General features: G+C 68.7%; 24 protein-coding genes and 2 tRNA genes. 4 read left to right on the forward strand and 22 right to left on the reverse strand.

What is annotated here, in order from left to right; translation table 11 throughout:
* Nucleotides 1-157: 157 nt before the first annotated feature.
* The 6 genes from DDF67_RS25765 to zwf all read right to left on the reverse strand — a co-directional run bounded on the left by DDF67_RS25765 (nucleotide 158) and on the right by zwf (nucleotide 6,822).
* Nucleotides 158-313 (reverse strand): hypothetical protein, encoded by a 156-nt coding sequence (locus DDF67_RS25765; protein WP_199229251.1) that lies wholly within the window; start codon nucleotides 311-313, stop codon nucleotides 158-160.
* A 245-nt stretch (nucleotides 314-558) separates the two neighbouring features.
* The gene (locus tag DDF67_RS15450) at nucleotides 559-1,581 is read right to left on the reverse strand and encodes a LacI family DNA-binding transcriptional regulator (RefSeq protein ID WP_109101753.1); all 1,023 of its coding nucleotides are present in this window, start codon (nucleotides 1,579-1,581) and stop codon (nucleotides 559-561) included.
* Nucleotides 1,582-1,828: 247 nt separating this feature from the next.
* Nucleotides 1,829-2,818 (reverse strand): glucokinase, encoded by a 990-nt coding sequence (glk, locus tag DDF67_RS15455; RefSeq protein ID WP_109101754.1) that lies wholly within the window; start codon nucleotides 2,816-2,818, stop codon nucleotides 1,829-1,831.
* A gap of 16 nt (nucleotides 2,819-2,834) precedes the next feature.
* Nucleotides 2,835-4,646 (reverse strand): phosphogluconate dehydratase, encoded by a 1,812-nt coding sequence (gene edd, locus DDF67_RS15460; RefSeq protein WP_109101755.1) that lies wholly within the window; start codon nucleotides 4,644-4,646, stop codon nucleotides 2,835-2,837.
* A gap of 6 nt (nucleotides 4,647-4,652) precedes the next feature.
* Nucleotides 4,653-5,339, reverse strand: a complete 687-nt coding sequence (gene pgl, locus DDF67_RS15465; protein ID WP_109101756.1) for a 6-phosphogluconolactonase — start codon at nucleotides 5,337-5,339, stop codon at nucleotides 4,653-4,655.
* Between the two features lie 16 nt (nucleotides 5,340-5,355).
* A complete protein-coding gene (gene zwf, locus DDF67_RS15470; RefSeq protein ID WP_109101757.1) occupies nucleotides 5,356-6,822 on the reverse strand; it encodes a glucose-6-phosphate dehydrogenase in 1,467 nt (488 codons plus the stop codon).
* Nucleotides 6,823-7,020: 198 nt separating this feature from the next.
* Here zwf and DDF67_RS15475 point away from each other — a divergent pair, with 198 nt between their 5' ends.
* On the forward strand, nucleotides 7,021-7,533 hold the full coding sequence (locus DDF67_RS15475) for a GNAT family N-acetyltransferase (protein ID WP_109101758.1): 513 nt from the start codon (nucleotides 7,021-7,023) through the stop codon (nucleotides 7,531-7,533).
* Nucleotides 7,534-7,660: 127 nt separating this feature from the next.
* Here DDF67_RS15475 and DDF67_RS25565 read toward each other — a convergent pair whose 3' ends face one another.
* From DDF67_RS25565 to DDF67_RS15485, 3 genes are all read right to left on the reverse strand, one after another.
* Nucleotides 7,661-7,813 carry a hypothetical protein gene (locus DDF67_RS25565; RefSeq protein WP_158278062.1) on the reverse strand — a complete coding sequence of 51 codons (153 nt, stop codon included), beginning with the start codon at nucleotides 7,811-7,813 and terminating at the stop codon, nucleotides 7,661-7,663.
* Nucleotides 7,814-7,878: 65 nt separating this feature from the next.
* A complete protein-coding gene (locus DDF67_RS15480) occupies nucleotides 7,879-8,757 on the reverse strand; it encodes a transglutaminase family protein (protein ID WP_109101759.1) in 879 nt (292 codons plus the stop codon).
* A 118-nt stretch (nucleotides 8,758-8,875) separates the two neighbouring features.
* Entirely contained in the window at nucleotides 8,876-9,544 is a 669-nt protein-coding gene (locus DDF67_RS15485; RefSeq protein WP_109101760.1) for a TetR/AcrR family transcriptional regulator, read from the reverse strand.
* Nucleotides 9,545-9,736: 192 nt separating this feature from the next.
* Between DDF67_RS15485 and DDF67_RS15490 the strand changes: the two genes are divergently transcribed.
* Genes DDF67_RS15490 through DDF67_RS15500 form a run of 3 tightly spaced genes read left to right on the forward strand, consistent with a single transcriptional unit; the run spans nucleotide 9,737 to nucleotide 13,952 of the window.
* Nucleotides 9,737-11,425, forward strand: a complete 1,689-nt coding sequence (locus DDF67_RS15490) for an MFS transporter (RefSeq protein ID WP_109101761.1) — start codon at nucleotides 9,737-9,739, stop codon at nucleotides 11,423-11,425.
* Entirely contained in the window at nucleotides 11,422-12,579 is a 1,158-nt protein-coding gene (locus tag DDF67_RS15495; protein ID WP_109101762.1) for an HlyD family secretion protein, read from the forward strand. The genes DDF67_RS15490 and DDF67_RS15495 overlap by 4 nt, the downstream gene beginning before the upstream one ends.
* Nucleotides 12,579-13,952, forward strand: a complete 1,374-nt coding sequence (locus tag DDF67_RS15500) for an efflux transporter outer membrane subunit (protein WP_109101763.1) — start codon at nucleotides 12,579-12,581, stop codon at nucleotides 13,950-13,952. Before DDF67_RS15495 ends, DDF67_RS15500 begins: the two co-directional genes overlap by 1 nt.
* A 114-nt stretch (nucleotides 13,953-14,066) precedes the next feature.
* Here DDF67_RS15500 and DDF67_RS15505 read toward each other — a convergent pair whose 3' ends face one another.
* The 13 genes from DDF67_RS15505 to hisD all read right to left on the reverse strand — a co-directional run bounded on the left by DDF67_RS15505 (nucleotide 14,067) and on the right by hisD (nucleotide 22,168).
* Nucleotides 14,067-14,306, reverse strand: coding sequence for a hypothetical protein (locus tag DDF67_RS15505; RefSeq protein ID WP_146198044.1), 240 nt, complete (start codon nucleotides 14,304-14,306; stop codon nucleotides 14,067-14,069).
* Between the two features lie 286 nt (nucleotides 14,307-14,592).
* Nucleotides 14,593-14,669: transfer RNA gene (locus DDF67_RS15510), tRNA-His, on the reverse strand.
* A gap of 190 nt (nucleotides 14,670-14,859) precedes the next feature.
* The gene (locus DDF67_RS15515) at nucleotides 14,860-15,600 is read right to left on the reverse strand and encodes an energy transducer TonB (RefSeq protein WP_109101765.1); all 741 of its coding nucleotides are present in this window, start codon (nucleotides 15,598-15,600) and stop codon (nucleotides 14,860-14,862) included.
* A 10-nt stretch (nucleotides 15,601-15,610) separates the two neighbouring features.
* Nucleotides 15,611-16,045 carry a biopolymer transporter ExbD gene (locus DDF67_RS15520; protein ID WP_058347885.1) on the reverse strand — a complete coding sequence of 145 codons (435 nt, stop codon included), beginning with the start codon at nucleotides 16,043-16,045 and terminating at the stop codon, nucleotides 15,611-15,613.
* Nucleotides 16,046-16,050: 5 nt separating this feature from the next.
* Entirely contained in the window at nucleotides 16,051-16,959 is a 909-nt protein-coding gene (locus tag DDF67_RS15525; protein WP_109101766.1) for a MotA/TolQ/ExbB proton channel family protein, read from the reverse strand.
* Nucleotides 16,960-17,615: 656 nt separating this feature from the next.
* Nucleotides 17,616-17,691: transfer RNA gene (locus tag DDF67_RS15530), tRNA-Phe, on the reverse strand.
* A gap of 101 nt (nucleotides 17,692-17,792) precedes the next feature.
* Nucleotides 17,793-17,963 carry a DNA gyrase inhibitor YacG gene (gene yacG, locus DDF67_RS15535; RefSeq protein WP_109101767.1) on the reverse strand — a complete coding sequence of 57 codons (171 nt, stop codon included), beginning with the start codon at nucleotides 17,961-17,963 and terminating at the stop codon, nucleotides 17,793-17,795.
* The gene (locus tag DDF67_RS15540) at nucleotides 17,960-19,000 is read right to left on the reverse strand and encodes a ribonuclease E/G (protein ID WP_109101768.1); all 1,041 of its coding nucleotides are present in this window, start codon (nucleotides 18,998-19,000) and stop codon (nucleotides 17,960-17,962) included. Before DDF67_RS15540 ends, yacG begins: the two co-directional genes overlap by 4 nt.
* Complete coding sequence (locus tag DDF67_RS15545; protein ID WP_109101769.1) at nucleotides 18,997-19,596, reverse strand: Maf family nucleotide pyrophosphatase; 600 nt, start codon at nucleotides 19,594-19,596, stop codon at nucleotides 18,997-18,999. The genes DDF67_RS15540 and DDF67_RS15545 overlap by 4 nt, the downstream gene beginning before the upstream one ends.
* A gap of 13 nt (nucleotides 19,597-19,609) precedes the next feature.
* On the reverse strand, nucleotides 19,610-19,828 hold the full coding sequence (infA, locus tag DDF67_RS15550) for a translation initiation factor IF-1 (RefSeq protein ID WP_004617696.1): 219 nt from the start codon (nucleotides 19,826-19,828) through the stop codon (nucleotides 19,610-19,612).
* 98 nt (nucleotides 19,829-19,926) lie between these two features.
* Nucleotides 19,927-20,388, reverse strand: coding sequence for an arsenate reductase/protein-tyrosine-phosphatase family protein (locus tag DDF67_RS15555; protein WP_109101770.1), 462 nt, complete (start codon nucleotides 20,386-20,388; stop codon nucleotides 19,927-19,929).
* Nucleotides 20,388-20,861, reverse strand: a complete 474-nt coding sequence (locus DDF67_RS15560) for a UPF0262 family protein (protein WP_109101771.1) — start codon at nucleotides 20,859-20,861, stop codon at nucleotides 20,388-20,390. The genes DDF67_RS15555 and DDF67_RS15560 overlap by 1 nt, the downstream gene beginning before the upstream one ends.
* 20 nt (nucleotides 20,862-20,881) lie before the next feature.
* Nucleotides 20,882-22,168 carry a histidinol dehydrogenase gene (hisD, locus tag DDF67_RS15565; protein WP_109101772.1) on the reverse strand — a complete coding sequence of 429 codons (1,287 nt, stop codon included), beginning with the start codon at nucleotides 22,166-22,168 and terminating at the stop codon, nucleotides 20,882-20,884.
* Between the last annotated feature and the right edge of the window lie 198 nt (nucleotides 22,169-22,366).

Genomic DNA, 22,366 nt, shown 5'->3' on the forward strand with positions numbered 1-22,366 from the left:
GCGACAGCGCTGTCAATGGACAACGCTGTCAATCGCGTAACAAAATTCTCTTTGGGTATTTGTACGATTTATCGACTGATAACCGCGAAGCCTTGCGGCAAAAGGCTTCGCGGCGCCGATCATGCCGCCGGCGGGAGGCCGGCCGCGAGGACCGTGATCAGCCGATCTGTTCGATGATGTGTTCGCGCAGTTCGGCGCGGGTGAGTCCCGGCCAGGCCCATTCGGTACGGGCCGGCGCCGTCACGGCGCGCGATTGCGGTTGGGTGCGGGGCTTCCCTTGAAGGGCGGCCGCGCGGAGAGTGTTGGTCTTCATGTAGTTCCAGATAACGGGCCGAGCGAAATGCCGGGCCCAAACGATAGTCACGGGAGAAAAACCCAAGGGGCGGCGTCGAAACGCACACGAGAATGGGCGGTGAAGCACATGCGACGCGCGGCTCGAGGGCCACTGGCGATCAGCGCTTGCATGGAGATGGTGTATCGGCGGCGACATTCAACCCCGCCGACGAAAAAGGCTGGCAGAATCTTCTGCCGAAGACCGGATGGACGTTCGCCCGTTCCCTACCCCGCCGCCGGTCCGGTGCTCTCGCGGAGCACCAGCTCGAAGTCAAGCAGGCGCGAGGGCGGCGCGGCGCCGTCCTCGCCCTTCAGGTCGCCGCTCAGCAGCAGGTCGGCGGCGGCCGCGGCCATGGCCTGGATCGGCTGGCGCACGGTGGTCAGCTGCGGCCAGACGACCTTGGCGCCGGGCGTATCGTCGAAGCCGGCCACCGACAGGGTCTCGGGCACGTTCAGCCGCAGGCGGTTGGCCACGGCCATGACGCCAAGCGCCATGTCGTCGTTGGAGGCGAAGATGGCGGTGGGGCGATCCGCGCCCGCCAGCAGGGTCTCGGCCGCCTCGAAACCCGAGCGGAACGAAAACCAGCCCTGGGCCACGCGATCCTCGCGCACGGCCAGCCCGTGGTCGGCCATGGCCTTGGCGTAGCCGTCGTAGCGCAGATGGGCCGCGCCGTGATCGGGGTGGCCCTTGATGAAGGCGATGTCCTTGTGACCCAGCTTGATCAGGTGGGCGGTCATCTCGTAGGCGGCGGCCATGTCGTCCATGCGCACATAGGCCGAACGGTCCAGATCCTTGTCCGGCGAGAGGCGTACGTACGGCACGCCCTCGGCGTCCAGCACGTCGAGCACGCGCACGTCGTCGCAGACCGGCGGGGTCAGGATCACCCCATCCATGCGCAGGGTGGCCAGCATCGGCGCCACCTGCTCCTCGACGTCGCCCTCGGAATCAAGCGGCTCGACGATCAGGTGATAGCCTTCCGTCCTGCACCGTCCGATGGCCCCCAGCTGCACGTCGGTGACGTAGGCGGGGCTCGGGTTGTCGAAGAACACCCCGATCAGATAGGCCTTCGACCCCGCCAGGCTTCGGGCCGAGATGTTGGGCCGGTAGTTCAGCGCCGCCACGGCCTCCTGCACCCGATCGCGGGTGTCGGCCTTGACGTTGGGCTCGCGGTTCAGCACCCGCGACACGGTCTTGATCGAAACGCCCGACATGCGGGCGACGTCGTGGATCGTAACCTTGGCGTTCAAGAAATGGCCTCGCGCGGCGTTGATTCAGCCTTCAAGCGAGACAACAAGCCATGACAACCTTGTCAAGGCGACCCCTTTTTGAACGAAAGGGCTGAGAACGAGGGTTCTAGCGGCGATTTCCGCCGCGGAAACCTCGTCCTTCGACAGGCTCAGGATCAGGTTTCTATACGTCCTGAACGCCGGCATGGTCCTCATCCTGAGCTTGTCGAAGGACGAGGACCATGCACTGGCTCCGGGAAAACCAACCCTACGAAATCGAAGCCTGGCCGTCCGGCGTCATCGCCACGGCCGCGCCGATCAGCGCGGTGTGCGGGTGCAGGATCACGTGGGTCGGAATGTCCTTCACGTAGTCCGACAAACGGCCCTTGGCCTCGAAGCGCTCGCGGAAGGCGCTGGCTTCCAGCAGGTCGATGATCCGGGGGGCGATGCCGCCGGCGATGAACACCCCGCCCCGCGCGCCCAGCGCCAGGGCCAGATCCCCCGCCGTCGAGCCGAGGATGGCGCAGAACCGCTCCACCGTAGCCTTGCAGCATTCACGGCCGGCCACGGCGCCTTCGGTGATCGCCTTGGCGGCCAGTTCCTCAACCGGACGCCCCTCGATCTGGGCCAGCAGGACGTGCAGGTCCTCCATGCCCGGCCCCGCCAGGATGCGCTCGACCGACACGCGGCCGTACTTGGCCTGCAGGCCGCGCAGGATCTCGATCTCGATCTCGTCGACCGGGGCGAACGAGATGTGGCCGCCCTCGGTGGTCAGCGGCGTGTCGCAGCCGTGGCGGCGCACCATGCCGGCCGCGCCGAAGCCGGTGCCGGGGCCGATGATCGCCAGATCCCCCTCGCCCGAGGTCGGCAGCGGGCCGATCTGGCGCAGATCCTTGGGCGACAGGCGCGGCGCGGCCAGGGCCTGGGCAGTGAAGTCGTTGATCAGGCGGGCGTTACGGAAACCGCCCGCGCGGCGCAGGCTGTCTTCCGACAGGCGCCAGTCGATGTTGGTGAAGTGAACGGCGCCATGCTCGATCGGGCCCGCCACCGCGACCACGGCCTGGTCGGGGTGCTTGACCCCCACCTTGGCCAGATAGTCCTCGATGGCGTCCTCGGCCGTGTCGTAGTCCTCGCCCTTGTAGGCGGTGGGCTCGATAAGGCGAGGGTCCGGCCCGTCGAAATCGACCAGGGCGAAACGGGCGTTGGTGCCGCCGATATCGCCGACCAGACCCAGCCCGTGTGCGTTGGCGCCGTTCATGGGTTTCCCGTTCCCTTTAAGCAAACAGCACGGACGCGCCGGCGTCGGCGGCGCCGACCCCGTGTCGCATCCAGCCGAACAGTTCGCGCCCGAAGCCCGGCTTGGACGCCGGGACTGGTGCAGGCGTGCGGGCGAGGAGTTCCGCCTCGTCCACATGGATGAAGAGTTCGCCGGTGTCGGCGTTCATGGTGATCACGTCACCATCCTGGACGTAGGCCAGCGGGCCGCCCTTGGCGGCTTCCGGCGTCACGTGGATGGCGGCCGGCGTCTTGCCCGAGGCCCCCGACATGCGACCGTCGGTGACCAGGGCCACCTTGTGGCCGCGGTCCAGCAACACCGAGATCGACGGCGACAGGTTGTGCAGTTCGGGCATGCCGTTGGCCGACGGCCCCTGGAAGCGCACCACCACCACCACGTCGCGGTCGAGTTCGCCGCGCTTGAAGGCGGCGATGAAGTCTTCCTGCTCCTGGAACACGGCGGCGGGCGCGGTGATCACGTGGTGCTCGGGCTTCACGGCCGAGATCTTGATCACCCCGCGACCCAGGTTGCCGGCCAGCAGCTTGAGGCCGCCTTCCTTGCTGAAGGGGTTCTCGACCGGGCGCAGGATGGCCTCGTCCAGCGAGGTCTCGGGGCCTTCGCGCCACTTCAGCTCGTCGCCGTGCAGGTAAGGCTCCTGGTGATAGTTCGAGAGACCTGGCCCCGCGATGGTCAGCACGTCCTCGTGGGCCATGCCGGCCTTCAGCAGTTCGCGGACCACGAAGGCCATGCCGCCGGCGGCCTGGAAGTGGTTCACGTCGGCCGAGCCGTTCGGATAGACCTTGGCCAGCAGCGGCACGGCCTTGGAGATGTCGTCCAGGTCTTCCAGGGTCAGGATGATACCGGCCGCACGGGCCATGGCCACGATGTGCAAGGCGAGGTTCGTCGAGCCGCCGGTGGCCATCAGGCCGACCACGCCGTTGACCACGGCCTTCTCGTCGATGACGCGGCCGACCGGGATCCACTCATTGCCCTTGTGTGTGACGGCGGCCACGCGGCGGGCGGCTTCCTTGACGAGCGCACTGCGCAGCGGGGTATTGGGATGCACGAAGGCCGAGCCGGGCAGGTGCAGGCCCATCAGTTCCATCAGCATCTGGTTGGTGTTGGCCGTGCCGTAGAAGGTGCAGGTGCCTGGACCGTGATAGCTGGCGCTTTCAGCGGCCAGCAGTTCGTCGCGCCCGACCTTGCCCTCGGCGTAGAGCGCACGGATGCGGGCCTTTTCCGAATTCGGCAGGCCCGAGGTCATCGGGCCGGCCGGCACGAACACCGCCGGCAGGTGGCTGAAGGCCAGGGCCCCGATCACCAGGCCCGGCACGATCTTGTCGCAGACGCCCAGGTACATGGCCGCGTCGAACGCGTCGTGGGTCAGGGCGACGGCCGTGGCCATGGCGATGACGTCGCGCGAGAAGAGGGACAGCTCCATGCCCGGACGCCCTTGCGTGACGCCGTCGCACATGGCCGGCACGCCGCCGGCGAACTGGGCCGTGGCGCCGGCCTCGCGGGCCGCTTCCTTGATCAGCGCCGGATACTCTTCCAGCGGCTGGTGGGCCGACAGCATGTCGTTATAGGCCGAGACGATGCCCAGGTTGGGCGCGTTCGGATCCAGCGCCCGCACCTTGTCGGCGGCCGGCGAGGCGGCGAAGGCGTGGGCCCAGTTGGCGCAGGACAGCTTGGCGCGGCCCGGCTGGGCCAGGGAAGCGGCCTCCATCTGGGCGAGATAGGCCTCGCGGGTCGGACGACTGCGCTCGATGATCCGCTGGGTGATCGCGGCGATGACGGGATTGAGGGCCATCAGAAACTACTCCGCCCAGAGGATGCGGACCGGGGCGCGGTCCTGCTTCAGGATCCTGGCGATCGGCAGGTTCGGATCGACCTGCCCTTCCAGGAGCTCGCGCTTGGCCTGGCCGGTGACCAGCAGCACGATCAGCGATGACTGAATCAACGCCTGGAAGGTCAAGCTGATCCGCGGCAGGTCAGGGGCCGGCTCGCCCTTCGGCGCGGCCACGACCAGGCGATCGGTGTCAGGATCCAGGCCCACGGCCAGGGCGGGGTTGCCGGGAAACAGCGAGGCGAAGTGGCCATCGGCGCCGACGCCCAGCAGCACCACGCCGAACGGCAGGGCCTGGGCCACGCCTTCCTGCGCCTTGTCGGCCGAGGTCTGCTGGTCGACACCCTCAAAATAAAGCGGCGCGAAGCTCGCCTTGGCGGCCTCGCCCACCAGCAGGTGACGGCGCACCAGGCCCTCGTTGCTGCCCGCATGATCGGGCGGCACGAAGCGGTCGTCGCTGAGGGTGACGGTGACCTTGTCCCAGGGAACGGTCAGGGTCGCCAGGCGGTCGTAGACCGGGGCTGGCGTCGTGCCTCCGGTGGCGGCGAAGCCAGCCTTGCCATGGCTGGCCACGGTGGTGGTCAGGGCGCCTGCGATGGTCGAGGCGGCCGCGTCGTACAGCGCCTCGCGGGTCGGGAAAACTTCAAGCTTGGGCATGTTGCGGGTACCCTTTTTACGACTTCCAGCCGCGGCCTTGCGGCGCGATCAGCGAGGCGGCGCTGGGCGGCCCCCAGGTGCCGGCGGCGTAGGTCGCCGGCTCAATGCCAGCTTCGGCCCAGGCCTTGGCCACGCCGTCGACGAACCGCCAGGCGGCCTCGACCTCGTCGCGGCGGACGAACAGGGTGCGGTCGCCGCGGAACGCGTCCAGCAGCAGCTTCTCGTAGGCGATCCGGCGCCGGGCGCCCGGCGCAGCCATGTTCAGCGACAGCGGCAGCGACTGCAGGCGCATGCCCTCTTCCGACAGGCCCGGACGCTTGGTCATCACCGACAGCGAGATGTCTTCTTCCGGCTGCAGGTCGATGACCAGCCGGTTGGCCTGCATCTCGCCCTGGGTCACCTGGCCGAAGATGTTGTGCGGCACGGGCTTGAACTGCACGACGATCTGGGTGCGGCGGTCGGGCAGGTTCTTGCCGGTGCGCAGGAAGAACGGAACGCCCGCCCAACGCCAGTTGTCGATCGCCACCTTCATGGCAACGAAGGTCTCGGTCTTCGACGGCTGGCCGACCTCCTCGGCATAGCCGGCGCGGGCCGTGCCCTCGACCACGCCCGCCACATACTGGCCGCGGACGGTGTCGTGCGCCACGTTGTCCTTGGTGAAGGGGCGCAGGGACCGCAGCACCTTGACCTTCTCGTCGCGGACGGCGTCCGGATCGAAGCCCGACGGGGCCTCCATGGCGACAAGGCAGAGCAGCTGCAGCAGGTGGTTCTGCAGCATGTCGCGCAGGGCGCCGTACTCGTCGTAATAGGGCCAGCGATCACCGACCTTCTCGGTCTCGGCGATGGTGATCTGGACGTGGTCGATCGACTTGTTGTCCCACAGCGGCTCAAACAGCACGTTGGCGAACCGGAGGGCCGTCAGGTTCTGGACCGTCTCCTTGCCCAGATAGTGGTCGATGCGGAAGATCTGGCTCTCGTCGACCACGGCGCCGACGGCCGCGTTGGTGGCCTTGGAGCTTTCGAGATCTCGGCCGATCGGCTTTTCCAGCACGAGACGCGTCGACGGACCGGTCAGGCCGGCGGCCTGCAGGGCCTGGCAGGCGGACGGATAGAGGCTGGGCGAGACGGCGAAGAACACCGTCAGCTGGTCGTGGCCGCCGATCTTGTCGGCCAGGGCTTTGGCCCCCTCCTCCTTGGTGATGTCGATCGAGAGATAGTCGAGGCGGGCGGCCAGGCGCTCCCAGGCGGCCTCTTCGACATTGGCGCGCTTGCCCAGGTGCTCGCGCACCAGCTTGCGATAGCCCGCGCCATCCAGCTCGCCGCGAGCGACGCCGAAGATGCGCAGGTCGCGCGGCAGCAACCGGTCGACTTCCAGGAAATACAGCGACGGCAGAAGCATTCGCAGGGCCAGGTCGCCAGCGCCTCCGAGGAGCACCAGGACGTCGCGGCCCGCCTCACCGTTATCGGCTTTTTTCTTGGTCAATTTCGTCCACCCTATGACAACGTTGTCATGACATGCCCGTTCGTGCTTGGCAAGCACACGGTCGACCCAGGCCCGTCGCGACCGCCGGCGCGGCCCCTACCTAGGCCCTTTGTCGACCGGTCGCCATAAGACCAATCGCTTTTCCAGAACGCGTGACAAAGCTTGTCCGCACCGTCTTTTTCGGGGCATCACCTGCACATGAGCACGACCCTGCGCCGCGCTGTCCTGGAGGACGCCGAGACCCTTTCGGCCCTCGGGGCCCGCACCTTCAGCGAGACCTTCGCGCACCTCTATCCACCCCAGGATCTGGAAACCTTCCTGGCCTATGCCTATGGCCTGGAGCGCACTCGCGCCGACCTTGCCCATCCCGACAAGGCGACCTGGATCCTCGAACTCGACAGCCAGGCCATCGGCTACGCCCTGGCCGGCCCGTGTGATCTGCCTCACCCCGACGTGGCGTCGGACCATGGAGAGTTGAAGCGAATCTATGTGCTCAAGGACCATCAGGGCGGCGGTCGCGGCTCGCTGCTGCTGAACACCGCGCTGGACTGGCTGGAGAAGGACGGCCCGCGCCCCCTGTGGATCGGCGTCTGGTCCGAAAACCACGGCGCCCAGCGCCTCTATGGCCGCATGGGCTTCGAAAAGGTGGGCGAATACTTCTTTCCGGTCGGCGAGATCAGGGACCTGGAGTTCATCCTGCGACGAGGGTGAGGGCTGCTAGCCCCGGCCCAGCAATATCCACTTTCCTCGCCTTTGTGGCGTCTGAGCGGCCGCCGCCACGTCCCCTCGCCAAGAGGGCAAGGGAGGCCGTCGAATGCGCTGACGGCGGACTTATCCCTCAATGCCCCGGACGCGGCTCGAACGAGCGCTTCTCATCCTTCATCTCGACGCATTCCTTGGCGGGCTTCTGGCCGTGCTGGGCCTTGGGCTCCGCCTTGGAGAACGCGTAGTCGGTGGTCGGCTTCTGGTGCTGGAACAGCTTGGTCATCATGGCGGCGCTCCCGTCCTTCGAACATCACTCTAACGCGCCTTTGCGGCGCTTCTCGTTGATCCGGCTCAAGCCGCCTCGCACAGCACGTCAAGCTGCTGCACGTCGACGGCGACACTGAGTTCGGACAGGCCCGGATCGCCGATCACCGTGCCCGAGACCGGCAGCGCCTCCGCGGGCGTGCGGGTCGCGGCCACGCGGATCAGGTCCTCGGACTCGGCCAGGCCGTTGGTCGGATCGAATTCGGTCCAGCCCAGGTCCGGCAGGAAAACCTCGCACCAGGCATGCGTGGCTCCCGCCCCGCGAATGCCGCCCTGCGACGGGCTGTAGATATAGCCGCTGGCGAACATCGCCGCGTAGCCCAGCCGCCGCAGCGCCTCGACCATCAGCCAGGCGAAGTCGCGGCAAGTGCCCGCCCCGCGGGCAACGGTCAGGGCCGGGCTCTGGGTGCCCTCGGCCGCCCGCACCTGGTACTCGAACTGGTCATGGATGGTGGCGTTCAGGCGCAGCAGGAAGTCCAGCGCCGGCTCGTCCGGCCGCTCCATCTGTTCGCGCAGCCAGCGCAGCATCACCCTGTCGGCGTCTTCGGTGGCCGGGCGGATGAACGGGTCGAGCACCGCCCGGTCCTCGCGGGCGTAGACGATGGGCGAGACGGTATGCGGGTCATCGATCGCCTGATCGGTCAGGGGCGCGGGAAAGCGGTCGATGACCAGTCTGCTGGTGATGGTCAGGAAATCGGCCTCGCCCTCCGGCTGGAAGGTGCAGACGCAATTGCCGCTGGCGTCGTAGCTCCAGCGCGTCTGGCCGGGCAGCGACGTGGCCAGCGAGGCCTCGACGATGCGGATGGCGTGGCTGTCGCGCGGCCGGATCAGCAGCCTGTGCGGCCCGAACGACACCGGGCGTTCGTAGCTGTAACGGGTCTCGTGGGTGATGCCGAGCCGGGCCATGGGGCCACTCTAACCCCCAGCCTCCGCGATCGTTCCTCACATGCCGGTGATTCGTGCAGATGATCGGAAGCTGAGCTTCACCGCCCTGGCCCCTCTCTCTTTGAAAGAGGGCTTTGCTTTACGCCGCGAACCCGGCTTCGGCGAAGGCCAGCATCCGCTCCAGCAGGGACACGACGTCGGCCTCGCTGGTCTGGCCTTCGGACAGTACGTTCAGGCGGTCGAACTCGGCGAAACGGTTGTTGTGCAGCATGCCCAGGGTGAAGTGCAGCCGCCAGTAGACCTCTTCCGGCGACAGGTCGGGACGGGCCTTCAGCAGGGCGTCGGAAAAGCGGCGCAGGTGCGAGACGTCGGTCTTCAGCACCTGGCGGATCTCGTCGGTGCCTTCGCTGCGGGCGCGGATCAGGAACTGCAGCGAGATGCGGCGTTCGTGGTCGGGGGCCAGCCAGCGCAGCGGCGGGGTCAGCAGGGCCGCCAGGATCTCGCGCACCGGCGGAACGCCCTCGTTGCGGTCGTTGGCCTCGTGCAGCATCCGGGCCCGCTCGCGGTTGAGCTCGGCCGTGCGGCGCTTGAAGATCTCGAACAGCAGGGCGTCCTTGGAGCCAAAATGATAGTTCACCGACGCCAGGTTCACGCCCGCCGCGGCGGTGATGTCGCGCACCGACACGTTCTGAAAGCCATGCAGGGCGAACAGCCGCTCGGCGGCCGTGAACACCAGGTTCTTGGTGACGGCTTCGGTTTCCTGCGCCTCGGCGTCCTGGCCGGCGGCGATCTCGGTGGTCGAACTCAAGACTTCAATCCCCTTTACCCCTAGGGAACCCTTACAAGCGTTCGAATTTGGCGCAAGCGTCAAGATGCGCCGAGGTCTGAGGAATTTCGTTCAAGACGCGCGGCGGCCACGCTCCCAAGCCTGCGTCATCGACGACATTTGACCGACGACGCGGCGCATCCCACAGTGACGTCGTCAGCACCAAGAGGCGCGATGCCCCGGCACGGCGAGACGATCGGCCAGACCCCGGATTGGCTGCCGCACGAGCGGCCGATGATGCCCGGCTCGCCCTCGACGCCGGACTTCCCCCTGCCCTTCCGCGTCGTCCACGGCCTGATCAGCCTGCTGATCGGCGTGACAGGCTCGCTGGGCACGGCGCTGATCTCGGTCAACCTGCCGGCCATCCAGGGCTCGCTGGGCCTCACGCCCACGCAGGGGGCCTGGCTGACCACGATCTACGTCATGACCAACATCTCGATGAACCTGCTGCTGGTGAAGTACCGCCAGCAGTTCGGGATCCGCCGGTTCACCCTGGTCTTCCTCAGCCTCTACACGGTGGCCGCCTTCGCCCACCTGTTCCTCGACAACTATCCGATGGCCCTAGCCCTGCGGGCGATCAGCGGCGTGGGCGCCGCCGCGCTCAGCGCCCTGGCGATGTTCTATATGTTGCAGGCCTTCCCGGCCTCCTTCCGGATGGGGGCGCTGGTGCTGGGCGTGGGAGTCTCACAGCTCGGCGCGCCGCTGGCCCGGGTGATCTCCACCGGCCTGCTGGACGCGGCCTACTGGCACGGGCTCTACGCGCTGGAGGCGTGCCTGGCCGCCGCGTGCCTGGCCGCCGTGCTGCTGTTTCGCCTGCCGCACGGCGTGCGCATCCATGTGTTCGAAAAGACCGACCTCCTGACCTTCGCCCTGCTGGGCGGGGGCCTTGGCCTGATCGTCGCCGTCCTGGGCCTGGGCCGCATCGTCTGGTGGTTCGAGGCGCCTTGGCTCGGTGGCGCCTTGGCCGCCGCTGTCGTGATGATCGCCGTCGCCTCGCTGGTCGAGCACGGCCGCATCCATCCGCTGATCGACACCCGCTGGGTGGCCACCGGCGCCTTCCTGCGCTTCTGCCTGAACATAGCCCTGGTGCGGCTGATCCTGTCCGAGCAGAGCGTCGGGGCCGCCGGCCTGATGAACGCCCTGGGGCTGGCCGCCGAGCAGCAGCGCTGGCTCTATGGCGTCGTCCTTCTGGCCACCATCGCCGGCGTGGTGGTCAGCGCCACGACCCTGAACCAGAAGACCCTGGCCCCGCAGTTTCTCGGCTCGATCCTGCTGATCGCGCTCGGCGCCTTCCTCGACGCCCGCGCCACGGTGCTGACCGCGCCGGTGAACCTCTATCTGAGCCAGGCCCTGCTGGCCTTCGCCGCCGCCATGTTCCTGGGGCCGGCCTTCATGTTCGGCATCGGCCAGCTGCTGACCCGGGGCCTGGGCTCGATCATCACCTTCTCGGTGATGTTCGGCGTGGCCCAGAACCTCGGCGGCCTGTTCGGCGCTTCGCTGCTGGGCACGCTGCAGACGGTACGGGCCCAGCACCACGCGGTCTATCTGGCCGAGCATCTGACAGGATCAGACCCATCCGTCGCCGCAACCTTGCAGGCCTATGGCGGGGCCTACGCCGCCACCCAGGGCGACCCGGCCTTCCGCGCCGCCGACGGCGTCGCCCTGCTGACCCAGCAACTGGTCCAGCAGGCCAATATCCTGGCCTTCAACGACGTCTTCCGGGTGATCGGGATCATCGCCGTCGCCCAGTTCTTCTACGCCGCCCTGCTGTTCGTGCTGCTGGCCGTGCGCGCCAAGCGCCAGGGCGCCGCCCCTCCGGCTCCTCCCCAGACATCATCCAAGCCCGCCTCGGAACCCGCATGACCGACGCCGCCGCCCCGCCGCCCGCCAGCCCGCCGCCCAAGCCTTCCCCACAGCCCGAGGACCGCGCCGCCGCAGCCGCACCGCCTCCGGCCCGGCCCAAGCCGCCCGGCGTCTACGCCATCGTGCTGACCGCCCTCGTCACCCTGGCCGTCGTGCTGCTGATCCTGTTCCTGTGGAAGCTGCCGCCCTTCGCCGGCTCGGTGCAGCGCACCGACAACGCCTATGTGCGCGGCCAGGTGACGGTGATCGCACCCCAGCTCAGCGGCTATGTGACGAAGGTTCTGGTGCAGGATTTCCAGACGGTGCGCGCCGGCCAGCCCCTGGTCGAGATCGATCGCCGCATCTATGGCCAGCGCCTGGACCAGGCCCGCGCCACCCTGGCCGCTCGCGAGGCGGATCTGGCCAACTCGACCCAGGCCCAGGCCTCGCGGGAAGCGGCGCTGGCCGCCCGTCACGCCGATATCGGCTCGGCCCAGGCGCAGCTCGAACGCGCCCGCGCCGACATGGCCCGCGTGGCCGACCTCGCCACCGACGGCTCGGTTTCCTTGCGCGAACGCGACCAGGCCCGCGCCGCCCTGCGCGCGGCCGAGGCCCAGGTGGTCGCCGCCCAGGCCGGCCGCGACATCGCCCGCCAGGACGTCCGCTCGGTGGGCGTCTCGCGCCAGGGGCTGGAGGCCGCCGTGGCCGCCGCCCGCGCCGCCCTGCGTCTGGCCGAGATCGACATGGACAACACCCTGGTGCTGGCCCCCGCCGACGGGCAGCTGGGCCAGATCGGCGTGCGCCAGGGCCAGTTCGTCACGGCCGGGACCCAGCTTGTCTCGCTGGTGCCGCCGCAGCGCTGGATCATCGCCAACTTCAAGGAGCGCCAGGCCGGCCGTATGCGTCCTGGCCAGTCCGCCAGCGTCACGGTCGACGCCCTGGGCGACCGGCGCTTCCACGGCCGCATAGAGCAGATCTCGCCGGCCACGGGTTCGGAGTTCAGCATCCTGCCGGCCCAGAACGCCACCGGCAACTTCACCAAGATCGCCCAGCGCCTGCCCGTGCGCATCGTGCTCGACGCCGGCCAGCCGGACCTGGCCCGCCTGCGCCCTGGCATGTCGGTGGAGGCGCAGGTCGACCTGGCGGCCCGCGGCAGGGACGAGGGCCGCCGCTGATGCGCCCGTCCTTCCCCGTCCTGGCGACGACGCTGTTGCTGGCCGGCTGCGCGACGCCCGGCCCCAGGACCACTCCGCCGCCCGAGGCTGCCCTAACCCCGCCGACGGCCTGGCGCGCCGCCTCGTCGGCCGAAACGGAAACCGCCGCCGCCGGCTGGTGGAAAGCGTTCGGCGATCCGCGGCTGTCCGACCTCGTGGCCGCCGCCCTGGCCCGCAACGCTGACCTCGGCATCGCAGAGGCCCGGGTGCGCGAAGCCGACGCCCTGGCCGCCCAGGCCCGCGCCGCGCTCCTGCCTTCGCTGAACGCGACGGGCGGGGCGCAGAAGCAGCGCGAACTATCGGCCTTCGGCACGCCCGCCGAGCCGCTGGCCGCCCAGGGCCAGCTTCAGGCCGCCTACGAGATCGACCTGTGGGGCCGCCTGCGCGCCGGCGACGCGGCCGCCCGCGCCAGCCTGCAGGCCAGCCGCTACGGCCGTGACGCCGCGCGCCTGTCGGTAGCCGCCGCCACCGCCCGGGCCTATGTCTCGCTGACCTCGCTGGACGCCCAGCTGGCCACGGCCCGCGCCACGCTGGTCTCGCGCCAGGAAGCCGCCGCCCGCGCTCGTCGCCGCGCCCAGCAGGGCGTGACCTCCAACCTCGAACTGCGACAGGCCGAGGGCGAGCTGGAGGCCGCCGCCCAGCGCGTGCCGGCTCTGGAACTGGCCGTGCGCCGTCAGGAGGCGGGGCTGGCCCTGCTGAGCGGCGAGGACGGCGCCGGACCGATCGCCCGAGGCGGCCTGGACGCCCTGATCGTGCCGCAGCCGGCCGCGCCCCTGCCCTCGGTCCTGCTGGCCCGGCGGCCCGATATCGCCCAGGCCGAGGCCAGCCTCGCCGGCGCGGACGCCAGTTTGGCCGCCGCTCGCGCCGCCTTCCTGCCGCAGGTGCGCCTGTCGGCCGCCGCCGGCGGGCTGAAGGTGCTGCATATCGATCCGCTGACCACCTGGAGCGTGGGCGCCAGCGTGCTGGCCCCGATCTTCGACGGCGGCCGCCTGCGCGGCGCCTCGGACGCCGCCGCCGCCCGCCGCGACCAGGCCGCCTTCGCCTATCGCAAGGCGGCCCTGACGGCCTTCAACGAGGTCGAGAGCGCGCTGGAGGGCCAGGACCGGCTGACCGAGCAGGAAGACCACGCCCGCCTGCAGCGCGCCGCCGCCAGCAACGCCCTGCAGCATGCCCACAAGCGCTACCAGGCCGGATATGTCGCCTATCTGGAGGAACTGGACGCCCAGCGCGGCCTCCTGGCCACGGAGCTTGCCCTGTCGCAGGTGCGCGAGGCTCGCCTTCTCAACGCCGTGGCGCTGTATCAGGCCCTGGGCGGCGGCTGGACAGAGCCGTAGAAGACCAGCGCGCCATTTCAGGCGGGGCGGGCAAACCGGCCGCACGACCGGGCATGACGATGTGTCCAAGAAACGCGCCGGCTTGCGACAACGCCACCGGCTCGCGAGAGCCCCTTAGTCCTGGCCCAGGAACAGCACCGATTCGGGGCCGATGCGGTCCCCGCCCGGCTCCACGCCCAGCACGTCGGCGGCGATCACGCGCACGATGGCGCCCAGCACGTCCAGCTTCTCGCCGCCCTCGGCGGCGGCATAGGCGGGCAGCAGGTCGGCGAATCCCAGCAGGCCGGCCACGTCCAGCGCGGCGGCCGCCAACTGCTCTTCGGTCGGAACGATTCCCATAGCGCCGTCAGCCATTGCTTCCTCCCCGATCTCGCTCCGCGTCACGACGCGGGCCCGCTCAAGCGGCGGTGTCGTGAGCCATACCGTACGCTCGTTACACGCGACTTGGCTATGGTCCGTGCAGGTGCGCGACGATCCGTCCCAGAGCGCCGGCCGCCGCGCCCAGGGAAGGTCCCACGGGCCCTTTCGCCAGACCATGTGGCGGTTCGCCGCCGCGACCGTTCGGCGCGCCTGGCCGGGGTTTTCGACGCCTTGAAACGAAAAAGGCCCGACGTCGCCGCCGGGCCTCTTCATCGTCTCGTGGTACCACCTCTCGGGCTCGAACCGAGGACCTCTAGATCCACAATCTAGCGCTCTAACCAACTGAGCTAAGGCGGCTCCGCGAGAGGCGTGTTCTTAGTCGGACCCGACCTCCGGATCAAGCGGCGAAAAGGCTCCTCGGACAGAAAATCGCATGTCTCGAACGGGCCTTCATCCCGCCCCGCGTTCGCCTCGCCAGGCGCGCAAAGAAAAACGCCCCGGAACCGGAGTTCCGAGGCGTTTTCTTGGGATCGTCCCAGGCCTGTCGCTATTGCGGGACCTGGAAGGTGATCGGCACCGTGATCTCGCCGCCGTCCACCGGAGCCCCGTCGAGGGTCTTCGGCTTCATGCGGAAGAGGCGCGACAGCTTCAGGGCCGCGTCGCCGAAACCGTAGTCGGCCGGAGTTTCCGACACGACCGAGCAGTTCTCGAGCGAACCCTTGGCGTTCACCGTGCAACGGATCGTCGCACGACCACCGACTTCCATCCGCTGCGCACGGTCCGGATAGTACCGGGCCATGTCGTCCGCGTTCGGCTTACGCGCCCAGTCGGGACGCGTCACGACCGAAGCGCGGGCCGGCGGAGCCGTCACCGGCGCCGGCGGAGCCGACGAGATGATCGGCGGCGCCGTCTGCTCGACCCGCTCCTTGACAGGCGGGATCGGAAGCGGCGGCGGCGGCGTCACGTCCGGCGGCGGCGCGATCGGCGGCCTCGGCTGCACCACCGCGGGAGGCGGGGGCGGAGCGTTGGTCGGCGGCGGCGGCGGCGGCGGCGGAGGCGGCGGCGGAGGCGGCGGAGGCGGAGGCAGCTCCACATCCACGGCTTCGTCGCTGTACTCCTTCAGCACTGCTTCGAACTTCTGCTTCGCCAGGTAGGCGAACAGAGCCGCGTGCAGACCGATCACGATGATGGTCGCGACACCAAAGGTGCCGATGCCCTTCTTCCGGCGCGGGCCTTCCGAAGTCAGCGGATCGTAGTGGCGATGCTCGGGCGCTTGTTGTTCAGCCATGCATCACCCCTCAGCTGTTCTCATCACGGCCCACGAGAGCCACGCTGTAGAACCCGTTGTCCTGGAGGGTGTTCATCACCTCCATGAACGAGCCATAGCGCGTCTTTTCGTCAGCACGGATGAAGATGCGCTCCTTCGAAGGGTCGCGTCTGCCGATGTTCTTCGTCAGGTCCTCACCCATCGTGTCAATCGAAGTGCGATCGTCGCCGATGTACAGCTGACCGTTTGACTTGATGGAGATGTAGACCGGTTTCGGCGGGTTAGGCGATGCTTTCGCTACCGCCGGCGGCAGGTTCACTTCGATCGACACGGAGGCCAGCGGGGCCGCCACCATGAAGATGATCAGGAGGACCAGCATGACGTCCACGAAGGGCGTGACGTTGATCTCGCTGTTCTGTTCGACGTTGAACCTGTCGCCGCCGCCGCCCGAAAGTTTGGCGGCCATCGGTCTTACGCCCCCTTGTCGAGCTGACGCGAGATAGCGTTCATCAGTTCAGCAACGAAGCCTTCCGAGCGGGTGCCGAAGGCCGAGATGCGGGTTTGGAAGTAGTTGTAGAAGATAACGGCCGGGATAGCGGCGAACAGACCGATACCGGTGGCGAGCAGGGCTTCAGCGATACCCGGGGCCACGACGGCGAGGTTGGTCGTGTTGGTGTTCGCGATGCTGATGAACGAGGTCATGATGCCGTAAACGGTACCGAACAGACCGATGAACGGACCACCCGAACCGACCGAGGCGAGGAACACCATGCCGCCCGACAGACGCTTGGCGAGCGAGGCTTGCACGGCGTTGATGGCGTAGGTGGCGCGGGCCAGGGTCGAGTCGCGGTGCTCGCCGCCGACTTGCAGGCCGGCTTGACGCGACAGTTCGACTTCTTGGGCGGCCGCGGCGGCCATGTCGGCCAGCGGGTTGCCTTCGAATTCTTCCGACGAGCCGATGCGGGCGATGTCCGAGATCGAACGGGCGCCGCGGAAGGCTTCCAGGAACTGGTCGGTCTGCTTGTTCAGGCTGGCGAACTCGAGGAGCTTGGTGATCAGCAGCACCCACGAGAAGATCGAGGCCAGGATCAGGCCGATCATCACGACCTTAACGACGATGCCGGCGGCCAGGAACATGCCGACCGGGGTCAGCGAGTGCGACTTCATCTTTTCGGTGGCGGCTTCACCGGCGTCCTCGGCCGGAGCGGCGTCAGCGGCCGGGGCCGGGGTTTCAGCAGCCGGGGTGGCGGCCGGAGCGGCGGCTTCGGTGGCGGCCGGCGCGGGAGCGGCGGCGTCCTGAGCGAAGGCCGGGGCGCTCGCCATCAGCGCCATGGCGCCGACGAGAGCGATGAGGGGGGTCTTCCGTTTAATGTCGAGCATCTGTCGCCAGTTCCTGATTGGTCTAGCACGTTTGGACCGAGGGTCGTCGCGCGAGAGCGTCTCCACCCTAACTTGAAAAGCCCGCTTTCCCATCCGATCTCTCGGAAGGTGGGCGAACCCGCTTCGCTGCGCTCGACCCGTTACGCCCGCCGCGGAAGGCTCATGCCCGCCGTGAAGGATCGTTTCGAAGCGCGAGTGACCGGAGCTCCTCTCGAAGCCCAGGCCTTACCGCAATGTTAGAATTGCGGCATGGGTCCTTTGGCAACCCCTTTTCGCACCGTCAAGGGGGCCGCTTGGGCATAAATTTACGACAGTCACCCCCGATGAACGCCCTTTGCTGCATTGCACAAATGGCAAATCAGGATTTCGGAGCGGTTTTTCCCTATCAAAGGGAATATTGGCGCCGCACCGCAGCATAGCGACAAAACAGCGATCTTCCGGCAAGTGCGCGCGGGGTGGTCAGATGTCCTCCAAACGAGGCGCCTCAGAATCTCTGCGACCGCACGCAAATGTCCTGGCGGGACAAGGATCCGTCGCCCTGCCGACTTAGTCCAAAGCTTGGGCGGAAAGCGCTGAGCCCGCCCTGCCCGATCGCAGGAAGGCGAGAAGGACCGGCCGCTCGCTGAGCGTCGACTTGTAACTGCTTGGGAGGAAGGTGGTGCCTGGGGCCGGAATCGAACCAGCGACACGCGGATTTTCAATCCGCTGCTCTACCAACTGAGCTACCCAGGCCCTTGGGCCTTCGAAGCGGTGAAGGCCGCTTCTGGCCTCGCCCGGCGGCGAGGAGGGGGTCTATAGGAGAGCCCGCAGGGCTTGTCCAGCGCCCTTTTCGACTAATTGTCGAAGTCTGTGGATGGAGGGTTTTCCTCGTCGTCCTGGCCGCCCGGCACCACATAGCGATCCGACAGCCAGCGCTGCAGGTCGACGTCCGCGCAGCGCTTGGAGCAGAATGGACGCGTCTCGGCTTGGGCGGGCTTGCCGCAGATGGGACAGGGGCTGCTCATGCCGCGGACACCTCGATGCGGTCGTTGCTCCAGCCGGGCTCGGCCGAGACGGTGAAACGGCGGCCCAGGCGCTCGGCCAGGCCCGCGTCGAGCTCGGCGAAGGCCTCCAGCACGGCGGGCGCGCAGCGAGCGGCTAGGCGACCGCCGGGATCGGCCCGCCCCTCCCGCTCCAGGACCCGCCCCAGGCGGCGCGCGGCGTAGGGCGCGGTCCAGGCGCCCTTGGCGTCCACCAGGCGCTCCACGACCGGCCGCGCGCGGCGCGGCAGGGCCATCTCCAGCGCCCCGAACTTGCTGATCGCCCCGATGGCCACGCCAGGATTGTCGGGCGCGAAGGCGTTGCGGGCCGCTACGGTCAGGGCCTGGCCGTCGTGGCCGCGCCCCACCAGGTCGAACACCACGAGGCCCCCGAGACCCTTCAGGCGCAGCACCCTGGCCGCAACGCCGAGCGCGGCCATGTTGGCCTGGCGAGCGGCGCGCTTGGCGTCGCCCTCCCGGCCGCCCAGGTCGACGTCGACCGAGGTCAGGGCCCGCGTGGTCTCGATCGCGACGTCGCCGCCGCCCGGCAGGGCGAAGACGGTCTCCAGGATGTCGGCCTCGGCGGCCTCCACCGCTTCCAGGGCGCGCTCGCCCGTGGTCGGCGAGCCGGCCTTCACATGATGGCGCAATTGCTCTTCGACGCCCGGAGCGGCGGCCAGCACGCGCGGCTCGCCCTCTCCCTCGGCGATGAAGCGGGCCACGGCCGACTTGTCGGCGCGCGAGGCGGTGCGGATCTCGATCTCGACCAGGCCGCCCTGCACCAGCTTGGGCATGTCCGGCTTGAGCGGCAGCAGCACGTCGGCGCCGCCCGGCAGGGCCACGAAAGCGGACCCGAAGGCGCGCTCTATGGATTTGATCCGAGCCACGCCGCGCACGCCCTCGGCGTCCAGCGGATCATCGCCCGGCCACTGCACGATCAGGCGCTCGGGCCGGCCGTCCAGGGTGACGACGCCGACGGTCTCGCCGACGCCCTTGTAGAGGTATGCGCGACGCTCGCTCATGCGGCGGCCTCGCGCCGGATCCAGCCCTTGCCCTCAAGCATGCACAGGGTCTCGTACAGCGGCAGTCCGACCACGCTGGGATAGGAGCCCTGCAGGTCGACGATGAAGCCCCCCGCGATGCCCTGCACGCCGTAGCCGCCGGCCTTGCCGCGCCACTGCCCGCTCGCGACGTAGGATTCGAATTCGGGATCGGACAGGCGCTTGAAGACCACCCGCGTCTCGATCACCCGCGAGCTCAGGCCGCCGTCGGGTCCGATCAGGGCCACGCCCGTCAGCACCTTGTGGGCGCGACCGGTCAGCAGCTTCAGGCAGTAGCGAACGTCGGCCTCGGTTTCGGCCTTGGGGAGGATGCGACGGCCGACGGCCACCACGGTGTCGGCGGCGAGCACGAAGTCGCCCGGCGAGCGCGCGGCCACGGCGCGCGCCTTTTCCTGCGCCAGGCGCAGGGCATGGCGGCGCGGGGTCTCGTCGCGCAGGGGCGACTCGTCAATATCGGCGGGATCGACCCGGTCGGGGGTTACGCCGACCTGGGCCAACAGGTCCAAGCGCCGGGGGCTCGCACTGGCCAGGACCAGCGAAGGCTGGGCGACCGTCATGTGCGCGCCCGGCTTACTTGAAGCGGTAGGTGATACGGCCCTTGGTCAGGTCGTAGGGCGTCATTTCCACGAGCACCTTGTCGCCGGCCAGCACGCGGATGCGGTTCTTGCGCATCTTGCCGGCGGTGTGGGCGATGATCTCGTGATCGTTCTCGAGCTTCACGCGGAACGTGGCGTTGGGCAGCAGTTCGCTGACCGTGCCGGGAAACTCGAGCAGTTCTTCCTTAGCCATCAGGCCTCTCAACAGGGGTTCAATAGCAACGCGGCCCGCGCGACCCGAAAACGAGTCGTGACGCGAGCCGCGGCTGCGAGGCGGGGCTTATAGCGCATTCACCCCCCAAACGTCGATGGTGTCCCGAAACGCGCGCGAATCGCAGCCGAAAGCGTGTCGCGAACCTCGCGATAGGCGGCCAGCATGGCCTCGCGCGACCCGTCGTTGACCAGCGTGGGATCATGGGTCGGCCAGTATTCGATCTCGACCGACCGATCGCGCGACAGCTCCACCGCCCGGTGCTGGGCCTCGGGCGTCAGCGAGACGACGACGTCGAAGCTGTCGTCCTCCAGCTCGTCGAAGGTCTTGGGCTGATGGGCGGCTACGTCGACGCCCATCTCGTCCATCACCGCAACCACGAAGGGATCGATCCCGTCCCCGGCCGGATCCGGCTTCAGCCCGCAGGAGTCGACATAGGCCCGGGTGCCGTAGAAGCGCTTGAACAGCGCCTCGGCCATCGGCGAGCGCACGCGGTTGTAGTTGCAGGTGAACAGCACCGCATCGGGCAGATCGACCACGATCAGCCCCGCCAGTGCAGCGCGCAGATCAGGGTGAAAAGACGACGGGCCGTATCGAGATCGGTCTTCACCTTGCCGTCCAGCCGCTCGCGCAACAGGGCCGAACCCTCGTTGTGCAGGCCGCGACGGCCCATGTCCAAGGCCTCGATCTGCTGCGGCGTCGAGTTGCGGATGGCCTGGTAGTAGCTGTCGCAGATCATGAAGTAGTCGCGGATCACCCCGCGGAACGGCGACAGCGACAGCAGGTGCCGCTTCTCGTAGCCCCCGCCGGTGATGTCCAGCGCCAGGCGGTTCTCGATCAGCGACAGCTTCAGGTCATAGGGTCCGCCGGTCGCCTCGGCCGGTTCGAAGTAGTTCTCGTCCAGCAGGTCGAAGATCGCGACCTGGCGCTCCTGCTCCTGGTCGCGCGAGGCTGCGGCCAGCGAATCCTCGTCGATGGCGATCGTCTTCAGGAAGTGCTTGGGCGCGTCTGACATCGTACGGCGAGATTTGCCTGTCAGCCCTTGGAAGGCAACCGAATGGATGCGGAGAGCGCGTGGGCCGGCAGGCCCTCGGCCTGCGCCAGCGCCGCGGTGTGCGGCCCCAGTATGCCGAACGAGGCCGCGTCGCACTTCACGATCGAGGTGCGCTTGATAAAGTCATAGATCGACAGGCCCGACTGGAAGCGCGCCGCGCGGCTGGTCGGCAGCACGTGGTTGGAGCCGGCCACGTAGTCGCCGATGGCTTCCGGGGTCAGGCGGCCCAGGAAGATCGCGCCGGCGTGGCGCACCCGGTCCGACAGGGCTTCGGGGCTCTCCATGGCGAACTCGACGTGCTCGGGGGCGATGGCGTCGACCAAGGCCGGGCTCTCGTCCAGCGGCGCGATGATCACCGCGCCGTGGTCACGCCACGAGGCGGCGGCGTCCTGCCCGGTCGACAGGGTCTTCAGGCGCTCGGCCACGGCGGCCTCGACGGCGGCGGCGAAACCTTCGTCGTCGGTGATCAGGATCGACTGGGCCGCCGGATCGTGCTCGGCCTGGCTCAGAAGATCGGCGGCGATCCAGTCGGGATCGTTGTCGCGGTCGGCGACCACGACGATCTCGGACGGACCGGCCAGGGCATCGATGCCCACCACGCCGTACAGGCGGCGCTTGGCGGCGGTGACATAGGCGTTGCCGGGGCCGACGATCTTGTCGACCGGCTGGATCGGCCCGGCGCCGTAGGCCAGGGCGGCGACGGCCTGGGCCCCGCCCACGCGCCAGATCTCGGTCACGCCGGCTTCCTTTGCGGCGGCCAGCACGGCGGGCTGCAGCTTGCCTGGCGGCGTGACCATGGCGATGCGGTCGACGCCCGCCACCTGGGCCGGCACGGCGTTCATCAGCACGGTCGAGGGATAGGCGGCGCGACCGCCGGGCACGTAGACGCCCACGGCCTCCAGCGGCGTCCATCGCCAGCCCAGTTCGACGCCCGCCTCGTCGGTCCAGGCCTGGTCGGCAGGACGCTGGCGGCTGTGATAGGCGCGGATGCGCGCGGCGGCGAAGGCGATGGCCTCGCGAACTTCGGCCGAGCACTCGGCGGCGCCCGCCTCGATCTCTTCGGCGGTGACGCGCACGGTTTGGGGCGTCAGTTCCACCTTGTCGAAGCGGCGGGTGTAGTCGAGCACGGCGTCCAGGCCGCCATGTCGCACGGCCTCCAGCACATCCGCGGTCGCGGCGTCGACGTCGGCGGGCGAACCGCGGCGCTCGTCGAGGAAGGCCTTGAAGGCCTGGGCGAAGTCGGGGCTGGAAAAGTCGAACCGGCGCATGGCGCCTAGATGCGCGTTTTTACGACGGGGGCAAGGGGTAATCCCCGTCCTAGCACCGAGGAACCTCCCCCTGTGGGGAGGAGGCCTTAAGTCGGCGGGGGGAAGTTTTCAGCTCGCGTGGCGTTTGACGAAAGATCGCGCCACTCCCCCCACCGATCGGTGCGCAATCGTCTCCTCCACAGGGGGAGGTTCCGAAAA

It is taken from the genome of Caulobacter endophyticus, from assembly GCF_003116815.1.
GTDB lineage: Bacteria > Pseudomonadota > Alphaproteobacteria > Caulobacterales > Caulobacteraceae > Caulobacter > Caulobacter endophyticus.